Source organism: Parabacteroides gordonii MS-1 = DSM 23371, assembly GCF_000969825.1.
GTDB classification, from domain to species: Bacteria; Bacteroidota; Bacteroidia; order Bacteroidales; family Tannerellaceae; genus Parabacteroides; species Parabacteroides gordonii.
Genome location: NZ_KQ033919.1, coordinates 235,395 through 258,865, shown reverse-complemented (window position 1 = coordinate 258,865; position 23,471 = coordinate 235,395). Strand labels below are relative to the sequence as shown.

At 45.2% G+C, this 23,471-nt stretch carries 18 protein-coding genes; 1 reads left to right on the top strand and 17 read right to left on the bottom strand.

The window, feature by feature from the left end; all coding sequences use genetic code 11:
• Nucleotides 1-11 precede the first annotated feature (11 nt).
• From HMPREF1536_RS01130 to HMPREF1536_RS01120, 3 genes are read right to left on the bottom strand one after another with little or no spacing between them, the layout of a single operon-like run.
• Complete coding sequence (locus HMPREF1536_RS01130) at nucleotides 12-3,122, bottom strand: efflux RND transporter permease subunit (RefSeq protein WP_028730571.1); 3,111 nt, start codon at nucleotides 3,120-3,122, stop codon at nucleotides 12-14.
• Between the two features lie 5 nt (nucleotides 3,123-3,127).
• The gene (locus HMPREF1536_RS01125) at nucleotides 3,128-4,237 is read right to left on the bottom strand and encodes an efflux RND transporter periplasmic adaptor subunit (RefSeq protein WP_028730570.1); all 1,110 of its coding nucleotides are present in this window, start codon (nucleotides 4,235-4,237) and stop codon (nucleotides 3,128-3,130) included.
• A gap of 51 nt (nucleotides 4,238-4,288) precedes the next feature.
• Nucleotides 4,289-4,636, bottom strand: coding sequence for a hypothetical protein (locus HMPREF1536_RS01120; RefSeq protein ID WP_028730569.1), 348 nt, complete (start codon nucleotides 4,634-4,636; stop codon nucleotides 4,289-4,291).
• Nucleotides 4,637-4,780: 144 nt separating this feature from the next.
• On the opposite strand from HMPREF1536_RS01120, the gene HMPREF1536_RS01115 reads away from it, so the two are divergent.
• Nucleotides 4,781-6,334: a M28 family metallopeptidase gene (locus HMPREF1536_RS01115; RefSeq protein WP_028730568.1), complete on the top strand. Its 1,554-nt coding sequence runs from the start codon at nucleotides 4,781-4,783 to the stop codon at nucleotides 6,332-6,334.
• 7 nt (nucleotides 6,335-6,341) lie between these two features.
• Here the strand turns inward: HMPREF1536_RS01115 and HMPREF1536_RS01110 are convergent, their stop codons facing one another.
• From HMPREF1536_RS01110 to rlmN, 14 genes are all read right to left on the bottom strand, one after another.
• Entirely contained in the window at nucleotides 6,342-6,542 is a 201-nt protein-coding gene (locus tag HMPREF1536_RS01110) for a hypothetical protein (RefSeq protein WP_028730567.1), read from the bottom strand.
• Nucleotides 6,543-6,577: 35 nt separating this feature from the next.
• Nucleotides 6,578-6,883 carry a DUF4491 family protein gene (locus HMPREF1536_RS01105; protein ID WP_028730566.1) on the bottom strand — a complete coding sequence of 102 codons (306 nt, stop codon included), beginning with the start codon at nucleotides 6,881-6,883 and terminating at the stop codon, nucleotides 6,578-6,580.
• A gap of 247 nt (nucleotides 6,884-7,130) precedes the next feature.
• A complete protein-coding gene (locus HMPREF1536_RS01100; RefSeq protein ID WP_081693459.1) occupies nucleotides 7,131-12,938 on the bottom strand; it encodes an Ig-like domain-containing protein in 5,808 nt (1,935 codons plus the stop codon).
• A 1,140-nt stretch (nucleotides 12,939-14,078) separates the two neighbouring features.
• Nucleotides 14,079-14,453, bottom strand: a complete 375-nt coding sequence (gene secG, locus HMPREF1536_RS01095) for a preprotein translocase subunit SecG (RefSeq protein ID WP_028730565.1) — start codon at nucleotides 14,451-14,453, stop codon at nucleotides 14,079-14,081.
• 7 nt (nucleotides 14,454-14,460) lie between these two features.
• Nucleotides 14,461-15,228, bottom strand: coding sequence for a hypothetical protein (locus tag HMPREF1536_RS01090; RefSeq protein ID WP_028730564.1), 768 nt, complete (start codon nucleotides 15,226-15,228; stop codon nucleotides 14,461-14,463).
• Nucleotides 15,229-15,231: 3 nt separating this feature from the next.
• On the bottom strand, nucleotides 15,232-15,744 hold the full coding sequence (locus HMPREF1536_RS01085; protein WP_028730563.1) for an LptE family protein: 513 nt from the start codon (nucleotides 15,742-15,744) through the stop codon (nucleotides 15,232-15,234).
• A gap of 1 nt (nucleotide 15,745) precedes the next feature.
• Nucleotides 15,746-16,930, bottom strand: coding sequence for a sigma-54 interaction domain-containing protein (locus HMPREF1536_RS01080; RefSeq protein ID WP_028730562.1), 1,185 nt, complete (start codon nucleotides 16,928-16,930; stop codon nucleotides 15,746-15,748).
• A 100-nt stretch (nucleotides 16,931-17,030) separates the two neighbouring features.
• Nucleotides 17,031-17,858, bottom strand: coding sequence for a lysophospholipid acyltransferase family protein (locus HMPREF1536_RS01075; protein WP_028730561.1), 828 nt, complete (start codon nucleotides 17,856-17,858; stop codon nucleotides 17,031-17,033).
• A gap of 6 nt (nucleotides 17,859-17,864) precedes the next feature.
• Nucleotides 17,865-18,752 carry a CDP-alcohol phosphatidyltransferase family protein gene (locus HMPREF1536_RS01070; RefSeq protein WP_028730560.1) on the bottom strand — a complete coding sequence of 296 codons (888 nt, stop codon included), beginning with the start codon at nucleotides 18,750-18,752 and terminating at the stop codon, nucleotides 17,865-17,867.
• Nucleotides 18,753-18,759: 7 nt separating this feature from the next.
• On the bottom strand, nucleotides 18,760-19,488 hold the full coding sequence (locus HMPREF1536_RS01065) for an SDR family NAD(P)-dependent oxidoreductase (protein ID WP_028730559.1): 729 nt from the start codon (nucleotides 19,486-19,488) through the stop codon (nucleotides 18,760-18,762).
• Between the two features lie 9 nt (nucleotides 19,489-19,497).
• Entirely contained in the window at nucleotides 19,498-19,965 is a 468-nt protein-coding gene (locus tag HMPREF1536_RS01060) for an FAD synthase family protein (protein ID WP_028730558.1), read from the bottom strand.
• 181 nt (nucleotides 19,966-20,146) lie between these two features.
• A complete protein-coding gene (gene pdxA, locus HMPREF1536_RS01055) occupies nucleotides 20,147-21,265 on the bottom strand; it encodes a 4-hydroxythreonine-4-phosphate dehydrogenase PdxA (RefSeq protein ID WP_028730557.1) in 1,119 nt (372 codons plus the stop codon).
• 13 nt (nucleotides 21,266-21,278) lie between these two features.
• A complete protein-coding gene (locus tag HMPREF1536_RS01050; RefSeq protein WP_028730556.1) occupies nucleotides 21,279-22,316 on the bottom strand; it encodes a DUF4837 family protein in 1,038 nt (345 codons plus the stop codon).
• 55 nt (nucleotides 22,317-22,371) lie between these two features.
• On the bottom strand, nucleotides 22,372-23,403 hold the full coding sequence (gene rlmN / locus HMPREF1536_RS01045; protein WP_028730555.1) for a dual-specificity RNA methyltransferase RlmN: 1,032 nt from the start codon (nucleotides 23,401-23,403) through the stop codon (nucleotides 22,372-22,374).
• Nucleotides 23,404-23,471: the final 68 nt, after the last annotated feature.

Here is a 23,471-nt window from a genome sequence, read left to right as displayed (position 1 = left end):
GGAGCTTTCTATCAGGCAGTCGTATCCTTTGCTTCAGGAGATACCACCTCTTCATCCAGATAATGCTTTTCCACCAGATAATACAAGGCAGGAAGCACATAGAGGGTAATAACAGTCGCAAACAGCAAGCCATACACGATGACGGTTGCCAGCGGACGCTGTACATCGGAACCAATACCCGTACTCAAAGAGGCCGGCAGCAAACCGAGCACGGCCACCGTTGCCGTCATCAGAATCGGCCGGAAACGGTGTTTCGCGCCTGTTATGATAGACTGCTTGAAACCGCGGTCACGACTGCGCAGGTTATTAATATGCGAGATCATGATCACCCCGTTCTGGATCGCCACACCGATCAAGGCTATAAAGCCGACGGCAGAAGACACATTCAGCGTCATACCCCGGACATTCAAGGCCAGCATACCACCGAAAAGAGCCAACGGAACAACACACATCATCAAGGCAGCCTGACGGAATTTACCACAGGCGGCAAACAACAGCAGCAACATAATACCCAACGCCAGGGGAACCACTGCCGCCAGACGGTTATAGGCACGGTGCTGGTTCTCGAACTGTCCCGCCCATTGCAGGTGAACGGTATCATGGTTATAGCTCACTTCCTTATCGATCAGCCGGTTGGCCTTATTCAGAAACTCAGTCAGGTCTACGCCGCGCAGGTTGATATGGATGGTCAGGTGGCGCCTGTTCATCTCGCGGGAGATGGTACTGGCTCCGGTCGTCATCTTCACCTCTGCCACCTGCGAGAGGGGGATCTTTGCACCTGCCCCATTCGTAAGCAACAGGTTACCAATACTTTCGGGCGAGTTACGGCTGGCATCGTCGAAACGGCAGATCACATCATAACTTTTACTTCCGACGAATATCTGCGAGATCGCCTTCCCACCGATTGCCAACTCGATCATATCGGCTACATCGGAGAAGTTAAGGCCATACTGCGCGATACGGTCGCGGTCGGCGATGATCTGCAACTGCGGAAGCGGCGGTTCCTGGTCGATAGCGACATCGGCAGCTCCGGGGATCGTACGCAACACATTCACCACCTTATCGGCGATATGGCGGGTATCGGTGATATCATCGCCATATACCTTTATGGCCAGGTCGCTATGTGCACCGGCTATCTGATCCATTACCATGTCGATGATCGGCTGCGAGAAGCTGACGGTATAACCCGGCATAGCCGAAAGCTTTTCCGACATTTCCTCGATCAGGTCGGCCTTTGTCTTACCGAACTTCCAAGTATCGTAAGGTTTCAAACCAACTCCGCATTCGATATGGGAAAGGGAGAAAGCTTCGGCTCCCTCATCGTCACGCCCGACCTGGGTCATTACATAGGAGACTTCTTCAAACTGTTTCACTGCTTTACGCAGCTCGGCTCCCATCTCCTTCGACTTCTCTATGGAGATACCCGGCGGCAACTGCACCTGTATCCAGATCGCTCCCTCGTCGAGCGGCGGCAGGAAGTCTTTTCCCACCGTATAACTCAGTACACCGGCAGCCACCAGGATCACAAGCAACGGCATCAACACACGCTTAGGTTTGTCCAACAGGACAATGATCTGTTTATGGTAGATATCCCCCAACTTCTCCAGCCAGCGGTTATGATAAATCTTGCGCGGCTTGCGGTAGGCATAGAAAGCCAACCCCGGAATCAGGAACAAGGCAACGGCCAGGGCACCCAGCAAGGCATAACCTACGGTATAAGCCATCGGGGTAAATAGCTTCTTCTCAATATGCTCGAAAGCGAACAAGGGAAGATAGGCAGTGATAATAATTAAGGTAGAGAAGAAGATCGGGCGAGCCACTTCGGTTGTACGCCGCAGGATAGACTCTTCGGTCAGCAACTCGTCCGGATGCCGTTCGCGCTTCTTAAGGACAGTTTCCATCATCACGATCGCCCCGTCTACCAGAATACCGAAGTCGATCGCTCCCAGCGAAAGCAGGTTAGCCGGGATATCGGTCAGCTGCATCAGGATAAAAGCAATCAACAGGGATAACGGGATGGTAAGCGCCACCAGCAATGCACCGCGCCAGTTACCCAGGAACAGGATCAGCACCAGCACGACCAGCACCATTCCTTCGAACAGGGTGTGGGAAACGGTATGCAAAGTGGTATCCACCAGATTGGTACGATCCATAAAGACATGCAGATGGGTTCCTTTGGGTAACGTCTCGTTATTCAGTTCGTCTACCGCCCGGTGCACCCCTTCGAGCACCTGCGAAGGGTTCTCCCCGCGCAACATCTGTACGATACCTTCCACGCCGTCGGAATAGTCGCGCACACCGTCGAAGAAGCCCAATACGCCTTTCCGTTCCAGGTTACCGTATTTCAGCGTCCCCAGGTCGTCGAGGTAGACAGGTATGCCGTTCTCGGTCTTGATAACGATGCGTCCCAGATCCTTCAAGTCTTTCACAAGACCGATACCGCGAATCACATAGCTCAGGTCGCCACGGCTCAACATACTGCCGCCGGCGTTTACATTGTTCTTTTCTATCTTCTCGGTGATATCGCCCAATGTAACGTTATATTGTTCCATCTTATGCGGGTTCACCTCTATCTGGTATTGGGTGGTGATACCGCCGAAGTTGCTGACATCGGCAACGCCTGTTACCTGCTTCAGACGGGGAATGACTACCCATTTATGCAGGTCGGTCAGTTCACGTATATCGAGTTGGTCGCTTTCCAGTACATAACGGAAGATCTCACCGGTAGGCGAAGTCAACGGGTTAAGTCCCGGCACGGCATCATAAGGCAGTTCTACGTCCACCAGACGTTCCTGTACCCGCTGGCGAGCCCAGTAATCGTCGATGCCGTCATCGAAAACCAATACGACTGTCGAAAGGCCGAAAGTATTTTTGCTTCGCATCACGTTCAGTCCCGGCATACCGTTCATCGCCCTTTCGATAGGGATGCTTATCTGTTGCTCGATCTCCTCTGCTGCCAGGCCGGGCACTTGCGTTACGACCTGTACGGTAGTATCGGCGATATCCGGATAAGCGTCGATCGCCAGTTTCGTCCATGAATAGTATCCTACTACGGCAAGAAACAGGAATAGCACGAACATCAGTCCCCGCCGATGTATCGCAGTATAAATTATCTTTTTCATAGCGTTTACCGGGCATCAAGTAAATAAAACGCTCCGGTAGTCACGATCGTATCGCCGGGAGTAAGGCCGGAAAGGATTACCGTCTTACCACCTTCGCTGACGGAAGTCGATACCTTTTGTTTCCGGTAGCCATTGTTACCCAACGACACCAGCACGTAAGCACTCTCTTCTTCCTGAAGGATCGCAGAGTCCGGGATACGGATCATTTCAGCACTACGGTCGCACAACCGGACGGTTCCGTACATGGCCGGTTTCATCAGGTGCTCGCTATTATTGCATTCGATCAGCACTTCCACCGAACGGGTATCTTCGTCCAGCATCTCGCTGATATGGTAGATCTTTCCGGGAAGGGGCCGGTCGGGCATAGCCACCAGGCGTATCTCCACACTATCCAGCGACTGGATCATTCCCATATCCTTTTCCTTTACATGGGCGGCGACCCACACCTTGTCGAGATTAGCGATAACGGCTACCGGCTCGGCATCCTCGCGGATATACTGGCCGATCACGATACGGTCGGTCACTACCTCCCCGGCTATCGGCGAACGGACAATCAACGGCTGACCCAGTACCAGTTCCTCAGGATCGATCTGAAATACTTTCAAGGCGGCGACAGCGTTCTCGTAATCCTTCTTCTTCAGTTCGTAATTCACTTCGGCTTCTTCCAACTCTTTCTGTACACCTACTTTGTTCTGCAACAGGTCTTTTTCGCGTTTCAGGCTTTTCAAAGCCAGCTCCATCTCCTGCTTAGCCTGGTAATAGCCTTTCCCCGTCTCAAAGAAGGAAGGGGAACTGATCTCAAAGACCGGACTCCCCGGCATCACCTTCTGTCCCAACCGCACGAACGATTTCGAGATACGCCCGGCAAACGGAGAAGCGATCTCCGCATAATCGGAAGGAATAGCCCTGACTACCCCCGAGGTGGTAAACTCCGGACGATAGGCTTCCTTTTTCACTACGTCTGTTTTCAACCGGGATAAGATCGGCGATTTATCCCCTATTTGTATCGTGTCGCCCCGCAAAGTTACGGCAATAGCAACCTCATCGTCCTGCTTGTTTGAGTTGCAGGAACATAATACCATTGCCGGAAGCAATAGCATAAGTAATTGTTTCATATTGTTGTTATATTGTATTAAATAATTCTGTTTTCGTTACGAATAGATTATTTAATACAAAGGCGGGGCACGCAGACTGAGATTGCGTACGAGACGTACAGAGGTTATATACCGGTGTTCCTGAATAAACACGGAGAGAAGTACCCAGGCTGTCGCCAATGCAAAGAAGAAGGCGGCCGCTTCCACCAGCAGATCGTCCAGTTCCTGTATCGTATTGAAAGCAGACGAACTATGTGAATGATGCGGCAATCCGTCCGCACCCGGCAGGAACGGATGGGAGTGGGTAATCGAATAGGTCGGGAAATAATGGGTATGAGTGAACGCAGTGCCCCCTACATAGTAGCTCACAAAGAGAACTACCAGCAGATATTTTGCTATGGCATTGCAGATAGATTTCACACGCTCCCGATTTTGTCGCAAAGGTATTTATTTATTTTGATTATACTTTTACAAAACTGTAACGATTATATTATTATTTCTTGCTTTTCATTTGGTGCGCATTATTTTTATCCATTAATTTGCAAGACTTAAACAAACACTTGTATGAAAAGGACTATACTTCTTTTTGCAGCTGTGGCCTGTATGGCCGTATCCTCGCTGCCGGCACAGGATGCCGCTGTAAACAAAATCATTGAGACCGGACGTACCGATAATCGTGTAATGAACCATCTGGATATCCTGACCAACCGTTTCGGTGGCCGTCCTATCGGCTCCGATGCGTATGATAACGCAACGGAATGGGTAGCCTCCAAGTTCAAAGAATGGGGACTGGAAGTAGAATTGCAGGAAGCCGGAACACTTCCGGTTGGTTTCAACCGCGGCCCGTGGTTCGGTAAGCTACTCGGGGAACAGGGAATGGAACTGCACTTCGTCACCCCTTCCTACACTTCCGGCACAAAAGGCCTGCAACGGGGACATGTACTGCTGGAACCCCGCACACAAGATGAGTTCGACCGCATCAAAGGCCAGCTGAAAGGTGCCTGGGTCTTGGTGAACGGAACGAATGTAGGATGGCCGATCGACCGCTCCGTTGCTGGCGACTCCAGCCGCGCCGCTATCATTGCCGAAAACAACGAAACAGCCCAAAAGAACCGTGAGATCATGACGGGTAACTGGGAAAACAAGACAAACAATCCCCTGCTACCGTTAAAAGAAGATATCCCGGCCCTGTTCTATAAAGAAATGTGCGAAGCCGGCGTGCTGGGTTTCATCCAGTCCGCCCCTGTCCCACTGCGTGCACTCTACGACAAAAGCGTCGTATTCAATCCGGATATGACAATCGAGACATTACCAACCGTACCCGACATCAAACTGGATGAACATCAGTTCGCCACCATCAAACAGATGGTAAAAGAGCGCCGTTCCTTCATGCTTGAATTCGATATACGCAACCATTTCCGCATGGGCCCGGTGAAATATTATAATGTAATCGGTTCTATCAAAGGAAGCAAATATCCCGGCGAATACGTTATGCTTAGCGGGCACCTCGACTCTTTCGATGTCGGCACCGGCGGAGTCGATGACGGCTCAGGCATTACTCCCGTTATGGAAGCTGCCCGCCTGATCGCCACATCCGGAGCCAAACCCAAGCGTACCATGTTATTCTGTGCCTTTGCCGGTGAGGAATTTGGTTTGCTCGGAGCAACAGCCTGGGTGAAAGGTAATCCGAAGAAACTGGATAAGATAGCCAACCTCTTTAACCGCGATGGCGGCCCAACGCCTCCGGTGGGTATCAGCGTACCGAAAGCAATGTATGATGATTTCGTTAAGATTTGTGCCCCTATCCAAAAGGTCAATCCTGAATATCCGTTTGAAGTGAAGGAATCCGCTCCCCGCCGTCAACCCAAAACACCGGGTGGCACGGATGCTTCCGTTTTCGCTATCGAAGGTGTACCGACTATCGGCTTTATGGAAAAGGATATAAAAGGGTATAACTTCAGTTACGACGAGATCTGGCATACCGAACGTGACCTCTACACCAAGAGTATCCCCGAATATCAGGAACATGCCGCTACCGTCATGGCTATTGTCGGCCTGGGCGTTGCCAACCTGGATCATCAGCTATCCCGCGAAGGGCTTTATCAGAAAGAAGAATAAGGTTTGATCAGCAAGCCATAAGAATCAAATAAGGCAGACGCCCCTGGGCATCTGCCTTATCTCTTTTACGGTTGTAAACTTTTTTCGATACATGCACCCGGTTATGACTTACCGGACGTCCGTGATTCTCGATTTCCGCTTCGCGGCTACCTTTACGGTTGGCCTTGATGTACTCGTCCAGCGGAGAGACTTTCTTTTTCTTCTTCATAGCTGTACTATTTAATTACGGCTACAAAGATACAATTATTTTTCCGGATATTGTCTTTTTGGATTTTTCGGAAACCAACCTTTCAGCACGCGTTCTTCCTGTTCAAACACTTCTTTGATCGTCCAGAACGAAGAAAAGGCAAATACACCGCAGATCGCCGAGACAAAAACGCTCTCGATCAGTAAAGAGGCAACCGTTCCTGCAATCCCCAGAATAAGGAAAATCCACCAACATTTGGTTCCCCAATAATATTCAGCCTTCACAACTACCGGATGGAACAACCCGATTATCAGAAAAGTAGCGATCCCAATCAATAGACCGTCAAAATTTATCATATCCATAATATTGTATTGTTTTATATAAAACAGTTTGATCTGTCCCAACAAAGATACAAAAATCAACCGTCATTCCTCATAAAATATATCTATCCGGATATAAAGCATACAGATACAAAAAAGATCAGCTAACAGATTACCGCATCACAAAAGAACTAAATATCAAGAAAAAGGCTGTATCAGCCGGAACCAAAGTCCTTTTGATACAGCCTTTCGTATTAGTCAGCTTCCTTTCGGAAGGAGCGAAAAACCGTTACTGAACGATAACCTTTTGTGTTTGTACTCCGTTAGCGTTACTTAATCTGACAATATAAACGCCTGCCGAAACAGCCATCTGTTTCTTTTCAGACAGTTTACCCTGCCAGATCACACGACCGGTCATATCGGAAACAAGTACCTGTATAGTCATCGCGGGTTCCAGAACGATAGAACCATCCTGTGCATATACGCGGGGTCCGCTCAGGATATCTTCGATTCCTGTCGGAACAGATACGGAAATCTTGCAGGTAGCAGTGAAACCACCGTCATTGGTTGTTGCCGTAATTGTTGCAGTTCCGGCTTTCAGAGCTTTTACATTTCCTTTTGTATCTACGGAAACAATATCCGGGGCACTGCTACTCCAACTAACTCCTGTATCTGTTGCATCAGCAGGAGCAACAGTTGCCTTCAAGGCAAACGTTTCATTTACGGCCAATGTTTTGCTGGTCGGCTCCAGAGTAATACCTGTTACATCTACTGTCGAAGGATCGGGATCAGGGTCAGTGCCGGGATTGGGGTTATTAAAAACAAAGGAGACAGCAACTTCCACATTACCACTTTCAGGTACTATATATTCTGCCCCGCTCTTGTAATCACTTCCACCAATGGTTGCCGATGGCTTATAATTAGCAGCTGTCGCAACATAGGTAACAATCAGTTTATCACCTTTAGTAACACTGGCACCAGCCACAACCTCACTACCATTCAACGTCATAGTAACAGTTCCCTTTTCCGGATTTGTTATATTGACATTCAAGGTACGCAAGGTTACACCCTCAGCTTTGGTGACTGTTACATTCGTAGTCAACACTTCGCTTTCCCTATAATTGGCATTGGCTGGAACGAATTTAGCTTTCTGATTGCCTGTTTCTGTCATCTGAACAGTCGGGTCGATCCATACGAATGAACCGTCTACATCAGCCGTACCGGAAAGAACGGACTGTGCTAAAGATTGTCCTTTCAAGATCGGAGTAGCAACTGGAACTTCAGCTGTAGCCTGTTTTTGAGCAATCGTGAAGGAACCGACATTCTGATCGATCACTGCACTATAAATTGCATCTGCCGGACGGCTTACATAAATATCGTATGTGCCGGCATTGATCGGAGTAGAAGTGGCAACACCGCCCTGTTTGAAGGCTATTGACCAGTTATCTGTTACTGCACCTGTACCACCTTTAATTGCAGGAGTTCCGGTTCCGTAAATCGTTCCGTCGTAAACAGATTTGTCTAAACCATCCAATCCGGGGAATACCGGAGAAGACTTTGCAGCAAAAGTAGCAGAAACAGTAATACTTCCCTCTGCCAATGTCAGTGTTGCTTCCGTATCTGTTTGGTCGCTAAGCGTACCATTGGTGACAGACCAAGTTACTTTAGCAGCATGTGCAGCATCCGGGGTAGCTACCAAACGGATCTTTTGTCCTGCATACAAGGTTGTACCGGAAGAAAGCACAGCGCTACCATTCAAGACAGCCAAAGAACCGCCGTTTACGGTGAATTTCACATTCGGGCTTGTACTGCGGGTTTGCAAACCACCCCAGTCAAGAGTTACTTCTGCCGGCTTCGTACCTTTGCCGGTAAGGATAGAGAATGTTGACTTCTTAAAGTTTTTACTTGTCGGGGTAAAGATAGCATTGTGAATAGGAGCGTCATTTCCTACACTTCCATTTTCCCAAGCATAACTTCCTAAATCCGAATTTGGATTACTCTCTAAATTACCACTACTAGCCGTTGGTATAGCAACCCCTTTCATATCGGCAGCCAGGATAACAAGTCCACCTTCGATTTCCTGCGACACTGCGGCATATACATCATCAGCATCACGGGTAATGATTACCTTGTATGCTTTTTTATCATAGCCGGCTGCATCCTGGGGAACAGCATCATATGTCACAGTAAAGTCACCGATACCTGCCGGAATTGTCTTTACAACGAATTCTTTCTTATTTCCATCGTAAACAAATGTTTGCGGTGTCTTATCGATAACAATCGTTGCCAACTTGCACATAACGGCTTTAACTTCTGTAGCAGCTGTTACAGTAAAGGTTCCACCGTTAGCGATCTCCTTGCCGTTCACGACTAAAGATAGCAGCTTGTAACCGGCAGCTGGCGCAACGCTGGCTGTAAGTTTTGTACCATATTCTACTTGATCCAAATTCAACGTTCCTGCTTTTTCAACTGCGAGCGCGAGTGTGATAGTCGCATTATTTCCAGTCGTTTTCACAGCAAATGTTTGTTTTTCGAAAGCAGCCGTGATAGAAACAGCAGCAGATACTTTTATTTTACCTCCTGTAATAGAAGAACCATTATTCTTTATACCATCGCTTGTCAGCTTATATCCCAGATCCGGAACAGCCAGCACACTGACATCCGTACCAGTTTCAACCGATGAACCTGCATTGATCGCATTACCGTCCTTATCATACAACAGAATCTTACCATTCTGAACAGCAGGAACTGATACAACAAACTGATCTTCAAGCTTTGCCGTAAATGAAGCAGTAACCGTAAAAGGTTTGTCTACCGTAACGACGCCATTGCTTATCACTTTGCTGTCGGAGCAAGTCAGCGAACCTACATACTCAGCAACCGGTATCGCCTGTACAGCCAGTTCGGAGCCTTGTTGTACGGATATAGTATTCGAACTTCCGGAATAAGTTATTCCGTTCACAGATACACTACCGTTCTCACCGGCTGCAATCGTAACCGTATGCATAATAGGTTCAAAGATAGTAGTAATCTCTTGCTTTTCTGTTACGCTCAGTGTTGTTGCTGCATCGGCATTCGTTTTATAATTAGCATCCGGATGATATACGAGAGTCAGCTTACTACCTTTCAGGTAGCGGTTGGCCGCATTCGCCTCTTTAATTTCTACACTACCGTTTTCACATTTACCGGTAGTAACTGTGTAATACTGCTTAATTGCTTTCGTACCGGAGAAAGTATATGTAGTCTTTGCCGCACTGTAAGTAGACAAGTCAGCAGGAGTAAAGACCACCGGATAGGATTGTTCACCTTCCTTAGCAACAGTTGTCGGATCTTCCCAGGCAAAAGTTCCGGCAATCTCAATAGTTTTGTCACCGGTTGTTACAGTTGCTTTACCTCCACTCAAAATAGAAGCGGAAAGCGTCTGTTCAGCTTCGATGGTAGAAGCAGTCAGTTTAGAGTTGTCGATTGTCGGAGCATACGTCTTTTTCTCTGCTTTATAATCGCCACCATCCATTGTGAAAACTAATACCGGAAGATCGTTTCCTGCCAAGCTTTCATTAGTCACCAACCAGGCATCACTACATCTGATTGCAATCGCTTTATCAGTAAGAGCCGGTTTATCAGTAGCGTTCAACGCTGTCAAGACAGCTTCATTGGTTACTGCCGGAGCATTGATCGTCCCTTTATCCATCGAAAGCCATGCATCGGCAACTCCGTCGGCGCTTTGGGTACTGCTATATACATATTTATTAGCTGTCATATGAATATAATCGGCAAAGCAGCTTGTAAATGTATTATTCTTTACAATTGCCGTTTCATCAAAGCCGGTTACTTCCGGGATCGTGATACTTACCGTCCCATTCAGCTTGGTCAACGTAAATTTATCCTGAAGGATAACAGCCGTAGCAGTCCAATTGTCTGCAGTTTTCTGGTTGAAATTCTTAAAGGTATTTCCGGTAATGACAAAGTTCGTTTTTGCAGCGGTAGGTATCAGATTAATACCGTTTGCCACATACTTGTCATCAGAAACACTTCCTTCAAACTCGCAATTCTCAATCTTTGCAGACGAACCGACCAGAACGATAGCCGTCTTTTCCCAACTTTCGAAACCAACACTCTGAGCGGTGAATTTCAGATCTTTAATATTAACATCGTTAGTCTTTACAATCAGATGGCCGTTGAAGGTCGCTTTGGCTTCATCAACCGAACATAACGTAATCGCTTTCTCTATCATCACTGTAGCTGCAGGCGTAATAGTACCACTTAATCGGATAGTACCACCTTCCGGTATAGCAAGCAAGGCTGCTGCCAATTCATCAGCATTTGTAACATCCATGGAAGCTACATTACTCCAAATACGCATTGCCTCGACATCATAAGTATACCAGCCCTGATTTTCAGGATAAGTAACAGTCATGCTAAGTTCTTTATTATCTGCATAGATTTTAGTGTTTTCAGCAAAAGTACTTGTTTCATCAAACTTAAAAGAGATAGGATAAGAAGGAGACCCTTTATCCAGATTTACACCACCCCATTGATTACCTTCGGTTTTCAAACCGGTAACTTCTACAGCTGAATGGACGACCATACCTGCTCCCGTATTATTTTTCAAAGTCACATTATTCAGCTTTAATGTCATAGCAGACTGGGCATTGAGGCCGGAACGCTTAGCTTCCTGAATAGTAATATTGGCAAGTGTGGCAACACCCGTTCCATTACCTTCTACCGAAACGAGGTTTTTCTGAGCATTCGCACTTCCCTCCCAACTAGCTGCTGCTTTAAGAATAACTTTTCCTGCATCCGCGCCTTCCAGAGTGATCGGTTTATTAACGACTAATTGTTTACCTACCTCATAAGTACCCTCAGCCAAATGTAATACAGCATTAGCCGGAAGATTTTTAATTGTATTAGCAGATAAAGTATAGGCATCGCTATTAGCTGCCACCTTCACAGTTACATTTTCCGTATTGATTGTCAAACCGGACTTTCCGGTTGTAGATCCGATCGGATCATACGCAGCCAACTCCTCCATACTGCTGCCGGCAATCTTTACATTCGTATAATCAATGTTGACATCCGACATTTTCACTGTTCCGGTTGTCGCTCCGGTAAAGGTGATACGACCACTGTTCAATTGCAGATTGCTTAACGAAGCAGTTCCCAAGTCGGCAATATTGAAGTATATAGAACCGGCAAAGTTTTCTCCGGAGGGAGGATTGCAGGTGATATTCTTCAACTGAACATTCTTTCCTACAACTTCAATAACCTTATTGGTCTCTTTCTTACAAATAAACGTAAGGTTCTCTAAAGTTACATCATCTGCAAAAACTGTTACTAGATTCTGAGTAGACCATGCGGTATTAGAAGCGAAAGTAGAAGAAGTGATCTTCACACCTTCCCGGCTTTCACCTTTAATCGTTATTCCCTTTTTATTAATAGGAAGATACCAGCCGGCCTCGTTCGAGCCTTCTGTAATCGCTTCCGTACCTCTTCTCAAGTCATAGTTGCCATTAGGAACATTTATGACATCATTTTCTTTGGCAAAACGAACCGCTGTGTAAAGAGATGCATAATAAGTTGTTTCACCATTATTCGTAATAGAAATGTTTTTTGCATCGCCAGTTACTGTCAATTCATCATTTAAGACAGCAATTGGCTCGCCCGAATTAGCAACATTTATTACACTTACTTTAGAAACCAGCTTACCACTTCCTACTGGAGTCAGTTTAAAGTAAGAGGTCGCATCCCTTAAAGGAAAGCCTACCGGAAGCCCGAATGTAAATATTTTGCCATCCTCTAACTCACCTTCAACCCATCCCGGAGTAGGCTGATTAGGTTCATAATAGGCAAAAGTAGACTTATTCAGATCCAATCCTTCGGAAGAAATGATTTCAAACTTTACTTGTACATTCATATCCCCGGCATTACCTTTTAGTGATGTAATACCATAAACTACCGGAACTCCCGATCGCGCCGTGTGGAGTTCAGAATTGATAGACGGGCCATTCTCTTCTTGTACCATCGCCCATCCTACACCTGCTAGTGCCAGAAAGGCAACCAACACAAACATTTTCTTAAGTAAATTTACCCTTTTCATATTGGGAAATAAGTTAAGTTATCCATCAATTCCCAGACTGGATCGTTATAAAATAAAAGAGGCGTAGGAACTGTTGAATATATCTTATAGTGAGGCCTTCGACTGCCCTAGATAGTGATATAAACAACAGCCCACGCCCTTTTATCTTGTCTATACGCATGGCTAGCATGAGTGTACATAACAAGGAAAGGTACGTGAGCGTTCAGTTGTCTATTATCCACTATCTATGAAAGTGTCGAAGTTTCACTATAAGGATAATATCTTTAAACGCTTCTCGTAATCAATAAGATGCACAACCATGTATCGCTATACTAGTGTGCAGGGGCAAAAGTAGAGAGAACCGCCTGAATATGCAAACAAAAGTGAAACTATTTTATATATCCATTGAAAACAAGGAAGCGATGGCATAATCATTGATTTAACCAAACAATAGAATAAACAGGTGTATTTATCAGAAAAAGTAAACCGATAATATTTACTATATATATTTTGAAAAAACAACTATCACACTATCACGATTCTACTTTACAGCATAATAATCAATGTTTACAGAAGTGATGGTTACTGTTTTTAACTATCACTCACCTATCACCAACCATCACTTGTCTTGTCCTGAAAAACAATACATGCCTGTCTTATTACACAAAGTACACTACTAATTATCAGATATATAGTTATAAATACCGCTTGACACCCGGGTATCAACCACCCTGACACCCGGGTGTGAGCATCGTCAACATGGGGGTGTAAAACAGGTTGAAATGCGGGTTTTAGAAACAATTAGTAAGTATTTTGATGAAAAAAACTTACCTATTCAGTGTAAATATATAAGGGGAAAGATGAATATGCAGATGGAAAGAATCTCCTTTTAACGGTGTTTTTGGGAGATAAAAACGCTGTCAATAAGTTAATATACAGTTAAAACAAGGCATTTTGTGATAGTTAGTGATAGATGAGTGATAGTTGAAAACAGCAACCATCACTACTACAAGCCTTGATTATTACAGCGTAAAACAAATTCGTGATAGTATGATAGTTAATTTGCCGAAACAATATAGTAAGCAGGCTTATATCCATAAAAAAAGCATCCCTTGCGGAATGCTTTTTTATATGCATTTAAATATTTGATAAATATCTAACTTATTGTGCTTGTGCAGGTTCTTCAGCCGGAGCTTCTTCTGTAGCAGCAGCCGGTTGCTGAGCTGTACCGAAGTTAGGTGCTACCGTATTCGGATCGATTGTAACAGCTTCGTTTACCTGTTGTTTGATTTCAGATTGAACAGTTGTTGTTGCTCTGGGGATGAATGCAGTAATAACGATACTACAAACAATAACGAAACCTGCCAGGCCCCAAGTTGCTTTTTCAAGGAAATCTGTGGTCTTACGTACACCCATAATTTGGTTAGAAGAAGAGAACCCCGAAGCCAGACCTCCACCCTTTGAGTTCTGGATCAATACTATCAGGATCAATAGTAATGACGCAATCAGGATCAAAATAGAAATAAATACGTACATCTTTGTTTTATTTTTTAGTGTTAATAATCAATTTTTCCAAAAATCTTATTTGGTCTGCAAAGTAAGCATTTTTTTCCGGATAATTCAAATATAAGTTTTTAATAATTTGCAGAGCTTTCTCATATCGCTTCTGTTTAACATAAATATGGGCTAATGTCTCGGTAAAATAAGAATCATCTTCCAGAGAACGAGACTGTTCCTCCTCCTCCGGCTTCAAAGGCGAAACCGGGTTGTCTTCACCCGGCTCCAGGTTAATACCCAGGCCACTGCCCGGCGCCCGCTGTTCGTCATTCTTAATGAAAGAATCGATCAGATCGTGGTGCTGCAATTTAACGGACGGATCTTCTTCCTCCGTTTCGGAATCCTTTGTCAGCGACCAGTAGATATAATCCGACGAAACGGATGGCTGGAATAATAATGTAGAATCTGTTGCCTGTTGCTCCCCTTCACTTTCACGGTCGGCAAGGAAGGCTTCAATCAGAGAAAAGGCGTCGGCTGTTTCTGTTTCTTCGCCCGACGCTGTTTTAAGATGCATACCGTAACGCTCCCCTTCTATCAATGTAAATAACTTTTTCCTGTCTGGTATATAGACAGCCATTTTCCTCAATTCGGCGGCAAAACGCATATCGTTCAATACAGCCAGATTCTTCAGGTAAAGCATCCGGGCTATATGGAAATAAGGATATTCGTCCACTATCTGCTTTAGTTGAGGAAGGGTTTCCTTCGTCAGCAGAGAGGGATCTTCTATCAGTTGATATAAATCTGCCGCTTTCATTTTTTACCAGTTCGCTACTGTTGCATTGTAAATCTGATCGACTATTTCCTCTATAATGAGCGGACATAACTCCGGTTCTACATCCTGAAGCATTCGTGTTGCGTCAAACTCCTGATAAGCGGAGAATGTCTGTTCAAAATCTTCATCCGGGTTCGTACGGTTAGAATAACGCACACGTACCGTAATCGTCAGCTTCGTTTGTGAAGACCAGGCATCTTCCTTGACTGCCATCGGCGTCAACTGATAACCAGTTATCTCACCTTCCAGCTCCAGGTCGCCATTATCGTTGACCAGTTGGAGACGTGTCTGACGAATATATATATCCTTCAGTGCTTCGGTAAACTCCTGCGATAACTGCGGGTAAACCAAAGGTGCCTGGTTAGGGAAATCCTTGATCGTGATGGTCTTTACCTTTGTATAGTCGATAGAAGCTCCATTGAACTTATAGGAGATGGAGCAAGCAGTCAGCACGACTCCTATCAGCAGGCAAAGCCAGATCACATTTTTTTTCAACATATTATTCCAAATTATATTCTTTAATCTTCCTGTAAAGCGTACGTTCCGATATCTTCAGATCGGCGGCGGCATTCTTACGGCGGCCGTTATGCTTTTCGAGTGCTTTACGGATCATTTCTTTCTCTACCTCTTCCAACGACAAGGTTTCCTCCTCTTCCACCGCTTCCACTTCCTGTATGGAAGAGGTATGAACCGGATGAATAGGATGTGCATAGGTTGTCTCTTCGGCAACCGGCATCTGCATCTTTCCTCCCATTATGTCGTGGACAAGCTTCTTCAGCTCGTTCACATCTTTCTTCATATCGAAAAGAACCTGATAAAGGATTTCACGTTCGCTGTTGAAGAATTTCTGGTCGTTATCCTGCTGCTTGACCAGAACCGGATATTTTTCCATATTCAAGTCAGGAAGATACAAACGCAAAACATCAGCTGTTATATCACGGTTTTCTTCAATGACAGAGATACGCTCTGTTATATTCTTCAGTTCACGGACGTTACCCGGCCAGCGGTATGCAGTGAGCAACTGGCGGGCTTCATCATCCAGACGGATCGACGGCATACGGTATTTCTCCGCACAGTCGCCCGCAAATTTACGGAACAGAAGGATAATATCATCCGGGCGTTCACGCAAAGGCGGAATCTGGATGGGAACCGTATTCAAACGATAATACAAGTCCTCGCGAAACTTTCCATCGGCCACGGCCTGTATCAGATTCACATTTGTTGCAGCCACGATCCGCACATTCGTTTTCAGCACTTTGGAAGAACCAACCTTAATGAACTCACCCGTTTCAAGCACACGCAGCAAACGGGCTTGGGTTGGTATAGGCAACTCCCCCACTTCATCCAGGAAGATTGTTCCACCGTCGGCCACTTCAAAATAACCTTTCCGGTCGGCCAATGCCCCCGTAAAAGAGCCTTTTTCGTGTCCGAACAATTCGGAGTCGATCGTTCCTTCAGGAATGGCACCGCAGTTTACGGCTATATATTGTCCGTGTTTACGCGGACTGTTCTGATGTATAATCTGTGGAAATGTTTCTTTACCGACACCACTCTCACCGGTTATCAGGACAGACAAATCTGTCGGAGCCACCTGGAGAGCCACATCGATAGCCCTATTCAGGCCAGGGCTATTTCCTATAATTCCAAAACGTTGCTTTATTTGCTGGACGTCTAGCTTTATCATCATATCTGTTGAATATCTGTAATTATTTCAGTTTGTCTGCCAAAATTACAAATCTTAATTCAAATTCCAGCTATCCGAAGTAGATTCTATCGGCGGTTTCTCATTTTTTAGCACCATACGTCCTGTTGAACAGGAATTCTGCAAGCGCAGTATCGTCGGTAAACTTCTTTATTTCCTCCGGTGAGATCGGTTCCCCGATATAGACATCGACCGTTTTACCTCTTTTGTTAAATGCTTCCGCCGGAATACGCAGTGTACGGATCTTCCAGCTTATATTTCCCAACCAGTAAAAGAAACGGGAATTAAGGAAATCAAAATAAACCGGATAAACTGGTACATTCGCCTTCTTTATCAAACGGATCACGCTATGCGTCCAGGGTAAATCATGGATCTCTTTATCTTCCTTATTATAAAAAGAAATGGCTCCCGCCGGGAAAAAGCCCATAGGATGGCCTTCTTTCAGGCGCTGAAGTGAATAACGGACACCGTTTATATTGGCAGGATTCGGCCCGTTGCCTGTCGAGTCGGGCATGACCGATACAAAATTATCCTTCATGGCTCCGATCTTTGTCAGGATACCATTTACCATTACTTTGAAGTCGGGACGACGGGATGCCATGATGTCAATCAGCATAATGCCGTCCACCGAACCGATCGGATGGTTGGAGATGGTGATAAATGCTCCTTCCGGTAAGTGATCCAAGATCTCTGCGTTGTGCAGATTATACCTGATATCGATCAACGGATCACTTAATAACGCAGAAGTAAATGCCGACCCGCGCAAATGGCAATTGTTGGCATGTACCCTGTTTACTTTATCTACCCCCAATCCTTTAATTAATAATTTGCCAAGGAAGGTGCCTATACGGCTTTTGAAGAACGGGGCAGCTTCCTGCAAATCATTAATGTCTACTACGCTCTTTTTCATACTTTTTTATTCTATAAACGATGCGCACATCTTTTCGTGCTTTCGCATAGCCAGCAATAAAACAATGTTCAATACTATTATTTCATACAGGAAATAAATCCAGACTTCTCCTATCAACACAACGATAAACATAACAATCGTACGTCCGTTGAATGTGAGTAGGTCTATATAACGCATTAACTCACGGCTTTGTTTACGGAAAGCGACCCGCACGTTTTCTGGAATATCATCCCCGTATTTAGCGTGCAGGCTTTGCAACATACGCTGCAAAGCGGGAGTTGCCTTCACCTGAAGTAAAGTATATCCTCTGTAAAGAAAGTAAAATGTCTTATTAATTCCGAGCTTCATCTCTTTATGGCGGGCTATCACCTGTTCCAGCGATTGGAACTCGGCTCCTTTATCCTTGCTGATAAAATAAAGATGAAGTGTTTTGTAATAGTCGGTAATATTAGCCTGCACCAAATGGGACAGCCCTGATAAAACGGCCAAAGCGAAGAACCAGTGGGTTCCGTAATCGTGTGACAGGCGCAGGGCGAAACCTACATAAATAGATGCGAACCATATATCACCGGCAAATCCGTCGAGTATTCGTCCGATAGCGGACTTTATACCGGTCAGGCGGGCCAGCTGCCCATCCACGCAATCGAGGATATTGGCAAATACCAATAACAATATACCGCAAATATTATAGACCAGATTATCATGGTAAAACATAAAACCTACGGCCGCTCCAACAAAGATAGAAATTACCGTTACCATATTCGGGGTAATTCCTGTACCACGCAACATACGAGCTATACGGAAACCGATCGGACGGTAGAATGCCCGGTCGACAACATTTTCTGTTTCTATCGATTTCAGCGATGCTTCGTATTCCTTATCCAAATTACTCATCTATTTATTATTTATACGAATAACCGCCGTCTACAACGACCACTTCGCCATTAAAATAACTATTTTCAATTAACATCTTATATACTTCGGCCAACTCATCCGGATCGCAAAAGCGACCGAGAGAGACCTTATTCTCTATATTCCGGCGTATCTCCGCAGGTTTTGTTTTCTGCCATTCCGTATCCACAAATCCGGGAGCGACTGCATTCACACGCAGTTCGTAAGGCGTAAGGAACTTAACCAGATTCTTCACAAGGGCATGCACCGCACTCTTTGTCACCCCATAAACAAGAGAAACCGAGTGAGGTTGGATTCCCATCAGGGAGCCCGTAAAGACTACACTGCCTCCCTTATTTATCCGGCCAACGATACGTTGCAGGAAGAATACTGGAAAATGTACATTGGCAAAAAAGACCCGTTCCCAGTCTGCAAGCGACAGATCTTCAAAAGAATCGCGACAGGTCAGGCCGGCATTAAAGACTACTGCGTCAAGCCGTAAATCTTTTGCCTGCAGATAAGTATATATTTTTTCTATGGATTCTTTATCCGTAACATCAGCCTGCAACACAAATACCTTGATCTGTAATTGCTGCTGCAACTCCTCACAGGCTTGTTCCGCGGCGTTCGCGTCTGAAGCATATGTAAGCACAAGGTTATACCCGGCTTTACCTAAACAGAAAGCCACCGCTTTACCTATACCTTTCGTTCCACCGGTAATTAAAGCATACTTTTCCATGAGTCGTTTTTATTCTTCTCCCTGGCCTTTTACAGTTGCGGGTTTAGCGTGTCGTTGATATTTCAGATTTTCTTCATAAGAGTCATGAATGGTTTTCTTCAGGTTGGAAGAAGAAACCCCTGTTCCGTACGGGAAATAAAAAACCTGTACACCCAGATCTTTCAGATAATCATATTTACCATACCAGTCATCGCCTACAACAAAAGCATCGATATTCAGTTTCTTTACTATTTCCGTATGATCCAACGTATGTTGCGGTATGACAATATCCGGAGTCTTCAACGCTTCGATGATCTGAAGACGTTCGTTGAACGGTATAATTGGGTTTGCCTTATAAGAGGAGACTAACTCGTCCGTACTCACACCAACAATAAGGATATCAGCCAGACTACGGGCATAATTGATCATCCGCAGGTGATTATAATGGAACATATCAAACGTTCCTGAGGTATATACGATCGTTTTATCTTTAAACATAATTCATGTTGCAATTTGAAACCACAAACTTACGCAAACTTTTCCTATCAAAAAAAGATTGAAGTCAAAAAGCGTAATACGAACCAGATTATTATAAAAAACAACAGGCCCGAACAAGTCTGATTTATAATAAATATCCCCCGGAATAACTGTTCCGGGGGATACCTTTCTTTATCTTTATTTACTGGGGACAAACATCCGTATCGTCGTCCTCCCTGGTAAGGTCGAGTTTTTCATTATCTCCGCCTTTATCAAAGTATTGCTTACGAAGCGGATTGGCTGTTGCTTCACGGAAAATCAACCGATTCCGGTAAATATCCAATGCGGCGTACAAAGCCTGGCGGAAAGACTCCTCAGAGGCTAAATTCTGCCCGGCAATATCATAAGCCGTTCCATGTGCAGGAGATGTACGTACAATAGACAGGCCGGCTGTATAGTTTACGCCATCGTCCATTGCCAGTGTCTTGAACGGAGCCAGTCCCTGGTCGTGATACATAGCCAGTACACCGTCAAACTTATCGTACATTTGCGAACCGAAAAATCCATCCGCTGCATAAGGGCCGAAAGACATGACACCTCTTTTCTCCGCCTCCTGCATAGCCGGAATAATGATCGTTTCTTCTTCCTTTCCAAGCAGGCCGTCGTCTCCGGCATGCGGATTCAATGACAAGACAGCGATACGCGGCTTAACGATTCCGAAATCCTGTTTGAGCGATTGATTGAATATGCGCAGTTTCGACACAATGTCCTCCACCGTTATTTTGGACGGTACTTCCGACAAAGGGATATGCCCGGTCACCAAAGCAACCCGCAAGTTATCCTTCATCAGGATCATCAGGGCTTTCCGCCCTACTCCGCCAAAACGTTCTTCCAGATATTCCGTATGTCCCGGAAAATGGAACTGGTCATTCTGGATATTGTGCTTATTAATAGGGGCCGTCAGCAACACGTCTACAGCTCCCCGTTTGAGGTCGGCTACCGCTGCTTCCAACGACAGGAAAGCGGCCTCACCTGCTATAGTCGTCGACTGTGCCAGCTCCACCTTAGTTTCATCATCCACACAGTTAATGATATTCACGCGGTTTATACCGGCATCTTCAGCCTGAGAGATGATGTTCATATTCACAGGGGGCAATTCCAATGCTTTCCGGTGATAAGCTGCGATCTTTGACGATCCGTATATGATCGGAGTACAAAGTTCGGCAACCCTGGCATCCGAGAATGTTTTCAATATCACCTCATATCCGATGCCATTTATATCTCCGTGGGTAATGCCCACCTTTATCAATCGTTCTTCCATGTATTATGTTTGTTTATTTCTTACTTTCCGGAATATCCAGCTTTTCTTCTACCGATTTATCGAATTCGCCCGGCAGACGAAGTGTGTATAAAGCGGCTTCGATACGGCGGATAAAATTACGTTTATCTGTTTCAGGAGCAAATACAAAACCTTCGGCTACCACTACGCGGTTGTTCTTTTCGTCCAGACGGACATGGCTGACGAACGGCCCTCCCATCATATCGCCGACCATCTTCCACAAACCACGCATTTCACCGCAATATTTTCCGTTTACAGTGATCGGGGTATAAGTTACTTCAGCACGGGTTTCGGTGGCCATATGAGACTCAGGGAAAGCGCCCGGCAAATTCACCTTCAATACGGAATCACGTTTAGCTATCAGATATTCGGCTGTAAACGTATTCGGATCGGAATAAGGGAATGTATATACGATCAGATCCGTACGACCTGTATTGGCATTATTGGACGCCCAGAAGAAATCGGTCGTATCCCGATAATAAGTCATGTTGGCAGGCGCATTCAGCATCAGGTCATATTTATCCTTCAGGTTTTCCATGACTACCGAACTGTAATCTTTCTGCAACTGTGCTATGGCGCGGTTCATTTCTACCTTTACAAAGAAATCGACCAATGCCCTCGGATGTTCTTGCACATATTCGAGAATAGCTTCCGGAGAAGGTGCATTCAACGTTACTACAACCTGTCCTTTTGCCCAACGGTCGTTTTCATAATTGACTGATACCTTTGTATAAATAGCTGGATCGACGTTTACAATCAAAATATTACGTACAAAAGTCAATAACCCGTCGAATTGCGAAGGATCTACATAAGTTATTTTTAATGCAGGTTCAGATTGAGGAAGGCCTGGGACATCAGATGTCAGTTCTTGCTTGATAGCCTTTCCCGAAGGGCCATCCCAGTTTGCTTTTTTCATTACGACAACAACCTCATAAGCGAGGCCTGTGGCCCGTTTTCCAACCGGCCCTGAGCTACATGCTCCCAGCAATACCAGAAACATCAAAAAGCTGATCAGTAAAGAAATCTTTTTCATACCCATTCGTTTTTAATACACAAATATAATTCTTTTCTATTAAATGACTTGTCTTCTATCCGTTTTGTTGCTTTTTAGCAGTGGATAACATTCCGCAAGCAGCAAAGATATCTTCCCCTCGTGAAGCCCTGATCGTACAGATTATCCCGGCATTATTCAGTGTATCACGAAACACCTCCATTCTTGCCCAATCCGAACTTTCCAGCGATACACCGGGAATAGCGTGAAAACGAATCAGGTTAACCCGGCAATCCAATGTATTCAATAAACAAATCAGAGCTTTAGCATGTTGCGGACTATCATTTAAATTTTTAAAAACTATATATTCGAAAGAGACACGACGTTGATGAGAAAAATCATATTCCTTGATCATATCGATGAGACTCTGCGCCGGATAAGCCTTTTCCACAGGCATCAGCGACAGTCTTTCTTCATGAAACGGAGAGTGGAGACTTACAGCCAGATGGCAGTCGCTTTCCTCCAGAAAACGTTTTAAGCCTTTTGCCACACCGATGGTCGAAACGGTTATTCTTTTAGGACTCCAGCCATAACCATAAGCAGAGGTCAGGATTTCAAGTACTTTAAAGAGTTCATCCACATTATCCAGCGGTTCCCCCATCCCCATAAAGACCAGGTTAGTCAAACGATCGGATTCGGGAAGTGATTGTATTTGATTCAATATCTGGTTGGCAGTAAGATTCTTTGTAAACCCCTGCTTGCCCGTCATACAGAACAGGCAATTCATTTTGCATCCCACCTGGGAAGATACACACAAAGTGGCACGATCGTCTGTCGGGATATAAACGGATTCGACAAAATTACCGGGGCCGGCTGCAAATAAATATTTTATCGTTCCGTCTACAGACTTCATACAGTCTATGGGAGGAACTGCTCCTACTTCGAAAGACTCTTCCAGTAATGTACGTTTAGCAGCCGCAATATTGGTCATTTCAGCAATAGAGGTAACTTTCTTCTTATACAGCCAGTCAGCTATCTGCTTAGCAGCATAACCCGGCAAACCGGTCTCTGCAGCCACCTCCTTCAACTCGTTCAGCGTCATGCCCAACAATCGTCTTTTCTCTTGCATTGTTTTATTTATATAGCGATTAATCCGGCACAAAGATAAAAAAAGCTGCCGGACTTTTTGGAATAAGT

Excerpts from the sequence above, each read along its gene's own strand:
- HMPREF1536_RS01130 (WP_028730571.1), bottom strand. The coding sequence starts at position 3,122 with ATGAAAAAGATAATTTATACTGCGATACATCGGCGGGGACTGATGTTC.
- HMPREF1536_RS01125 (WP_028730570.1), bottom strand. The coding sequence starts at position 4,237 with ATGAAACAATTACTTATGCTATTGCTTCCGGCAATGGTATTATGTTCC.
- HMPREF1536_RS01115 (WP_028730568.1), top strand. The coding sequence starts at position 4,781 with ATGAAAAGGACTATACTTCTTTTTGCAGCTGTGGCCTGTATGGCCGTA.
- HMPREF1536_RS01110 (WP_028730567.1), bottom strand. The coding sequence starts at position 6,542 with ATGAAGAAGAAAAAGAAAGTCTCTCCGCTGGACGAGTACATCAAGGCC.
- HMPREF1536_RS01105 (WP_028730566.1), bottom strand. The coding sequence starts at position 6,883 with ATGGATATGATAAATTTTGACGGTCTATTGATTGGGATCGCTACTTTT.
- HMPREF1536_RS01100 (WP_081693459.1), bottom strand. The coding sequence starts at position 12,938 with ATGAAAAGGGTAAATTTACTTAAGAAAATGTTTGTGTTGGTTGCCTTT.
- secG (WP_028730565.1), bottom strand. The coding sequence starts at position 14,453 with ATGTACGTATTTATTTCTATTTTGATCCTGATTGCGTCATTACTATTG.
- HMPREF1536_RS01090 (WP_028730564.1), bottom strand. The coding sequence starts at position 15,228 with ATGAAAGCGGCAGATTTATATCAACTGATAGAAGATCCCTCTCTGCTG.
- HMPREF1536_RS01085 (WP_028730563.1), bottom strand. The coding sequence starts at position 15,744 with ATGTTGAAAAAAAATGTGATCTGGCTTTGCCTGCTGATAGGAGTCGTG.
- HMPREF1536_RS01080 (WP_028730562.1), bottom strand. The coding sequence starts at position 16,930 with ATGATAAAGCTAGACGTCCAGCAAATAAAGCAACGTTTTGGAATTATA.
- HMPREF1536_RS01075 (WP_028730561.1), bottom strand. The coding sequence starts at position 17,858 with ATGAAAAAGAGCGTAGTAGACATTAATGATTTGCAGGAAGCTGCCCCG.
- HMPREF1536_RS01070 (WP_028730560.1), bottom strand. The coding sequence starts at position 18,752 with ATGAGTAATTTGGATAAGGAATACGAAGCATCGCTGAAATCGATAGAA.
- HMPREF1536_RS01065 (WP_028730559.1), bottom strand. The coding sequence starts at position 19,488 with ATGGAAAAGTATGCTTTAATTACCGGTGGAACGAAAGGTATAGGTAAA.
- HMPREF1536_RS01060 (WP_028730558.1), bottom strand. The coding sequence starts at position 19,965 with ATGTTTAAAGATAAAACGATCGTATATACCTCAGGAACGTTTGATATG.
- pdxA (WP_028730557.1), bottom strand. The coding sequence starts at position 21,265 with ATGGAAGAACGATTGATAAAGGTGGGCATTACCCACGGAGATATAAAT.
- HMPREF1536_RS01050 (WP_028730556.1), bottom strand. The coding sequence starts at position 22,316 with ATGAAAAAGATTTCTTTACTGATCAGCTTTTTGATGTTTCTGGTATTG.
- rlmN (WP_028730555.1), bottom strand. The coding sequence starts at position 23,403 with ATGCAAGAGAAAAGACGATTGTTGGGCATGACGCTGAACGAGTTGAAG.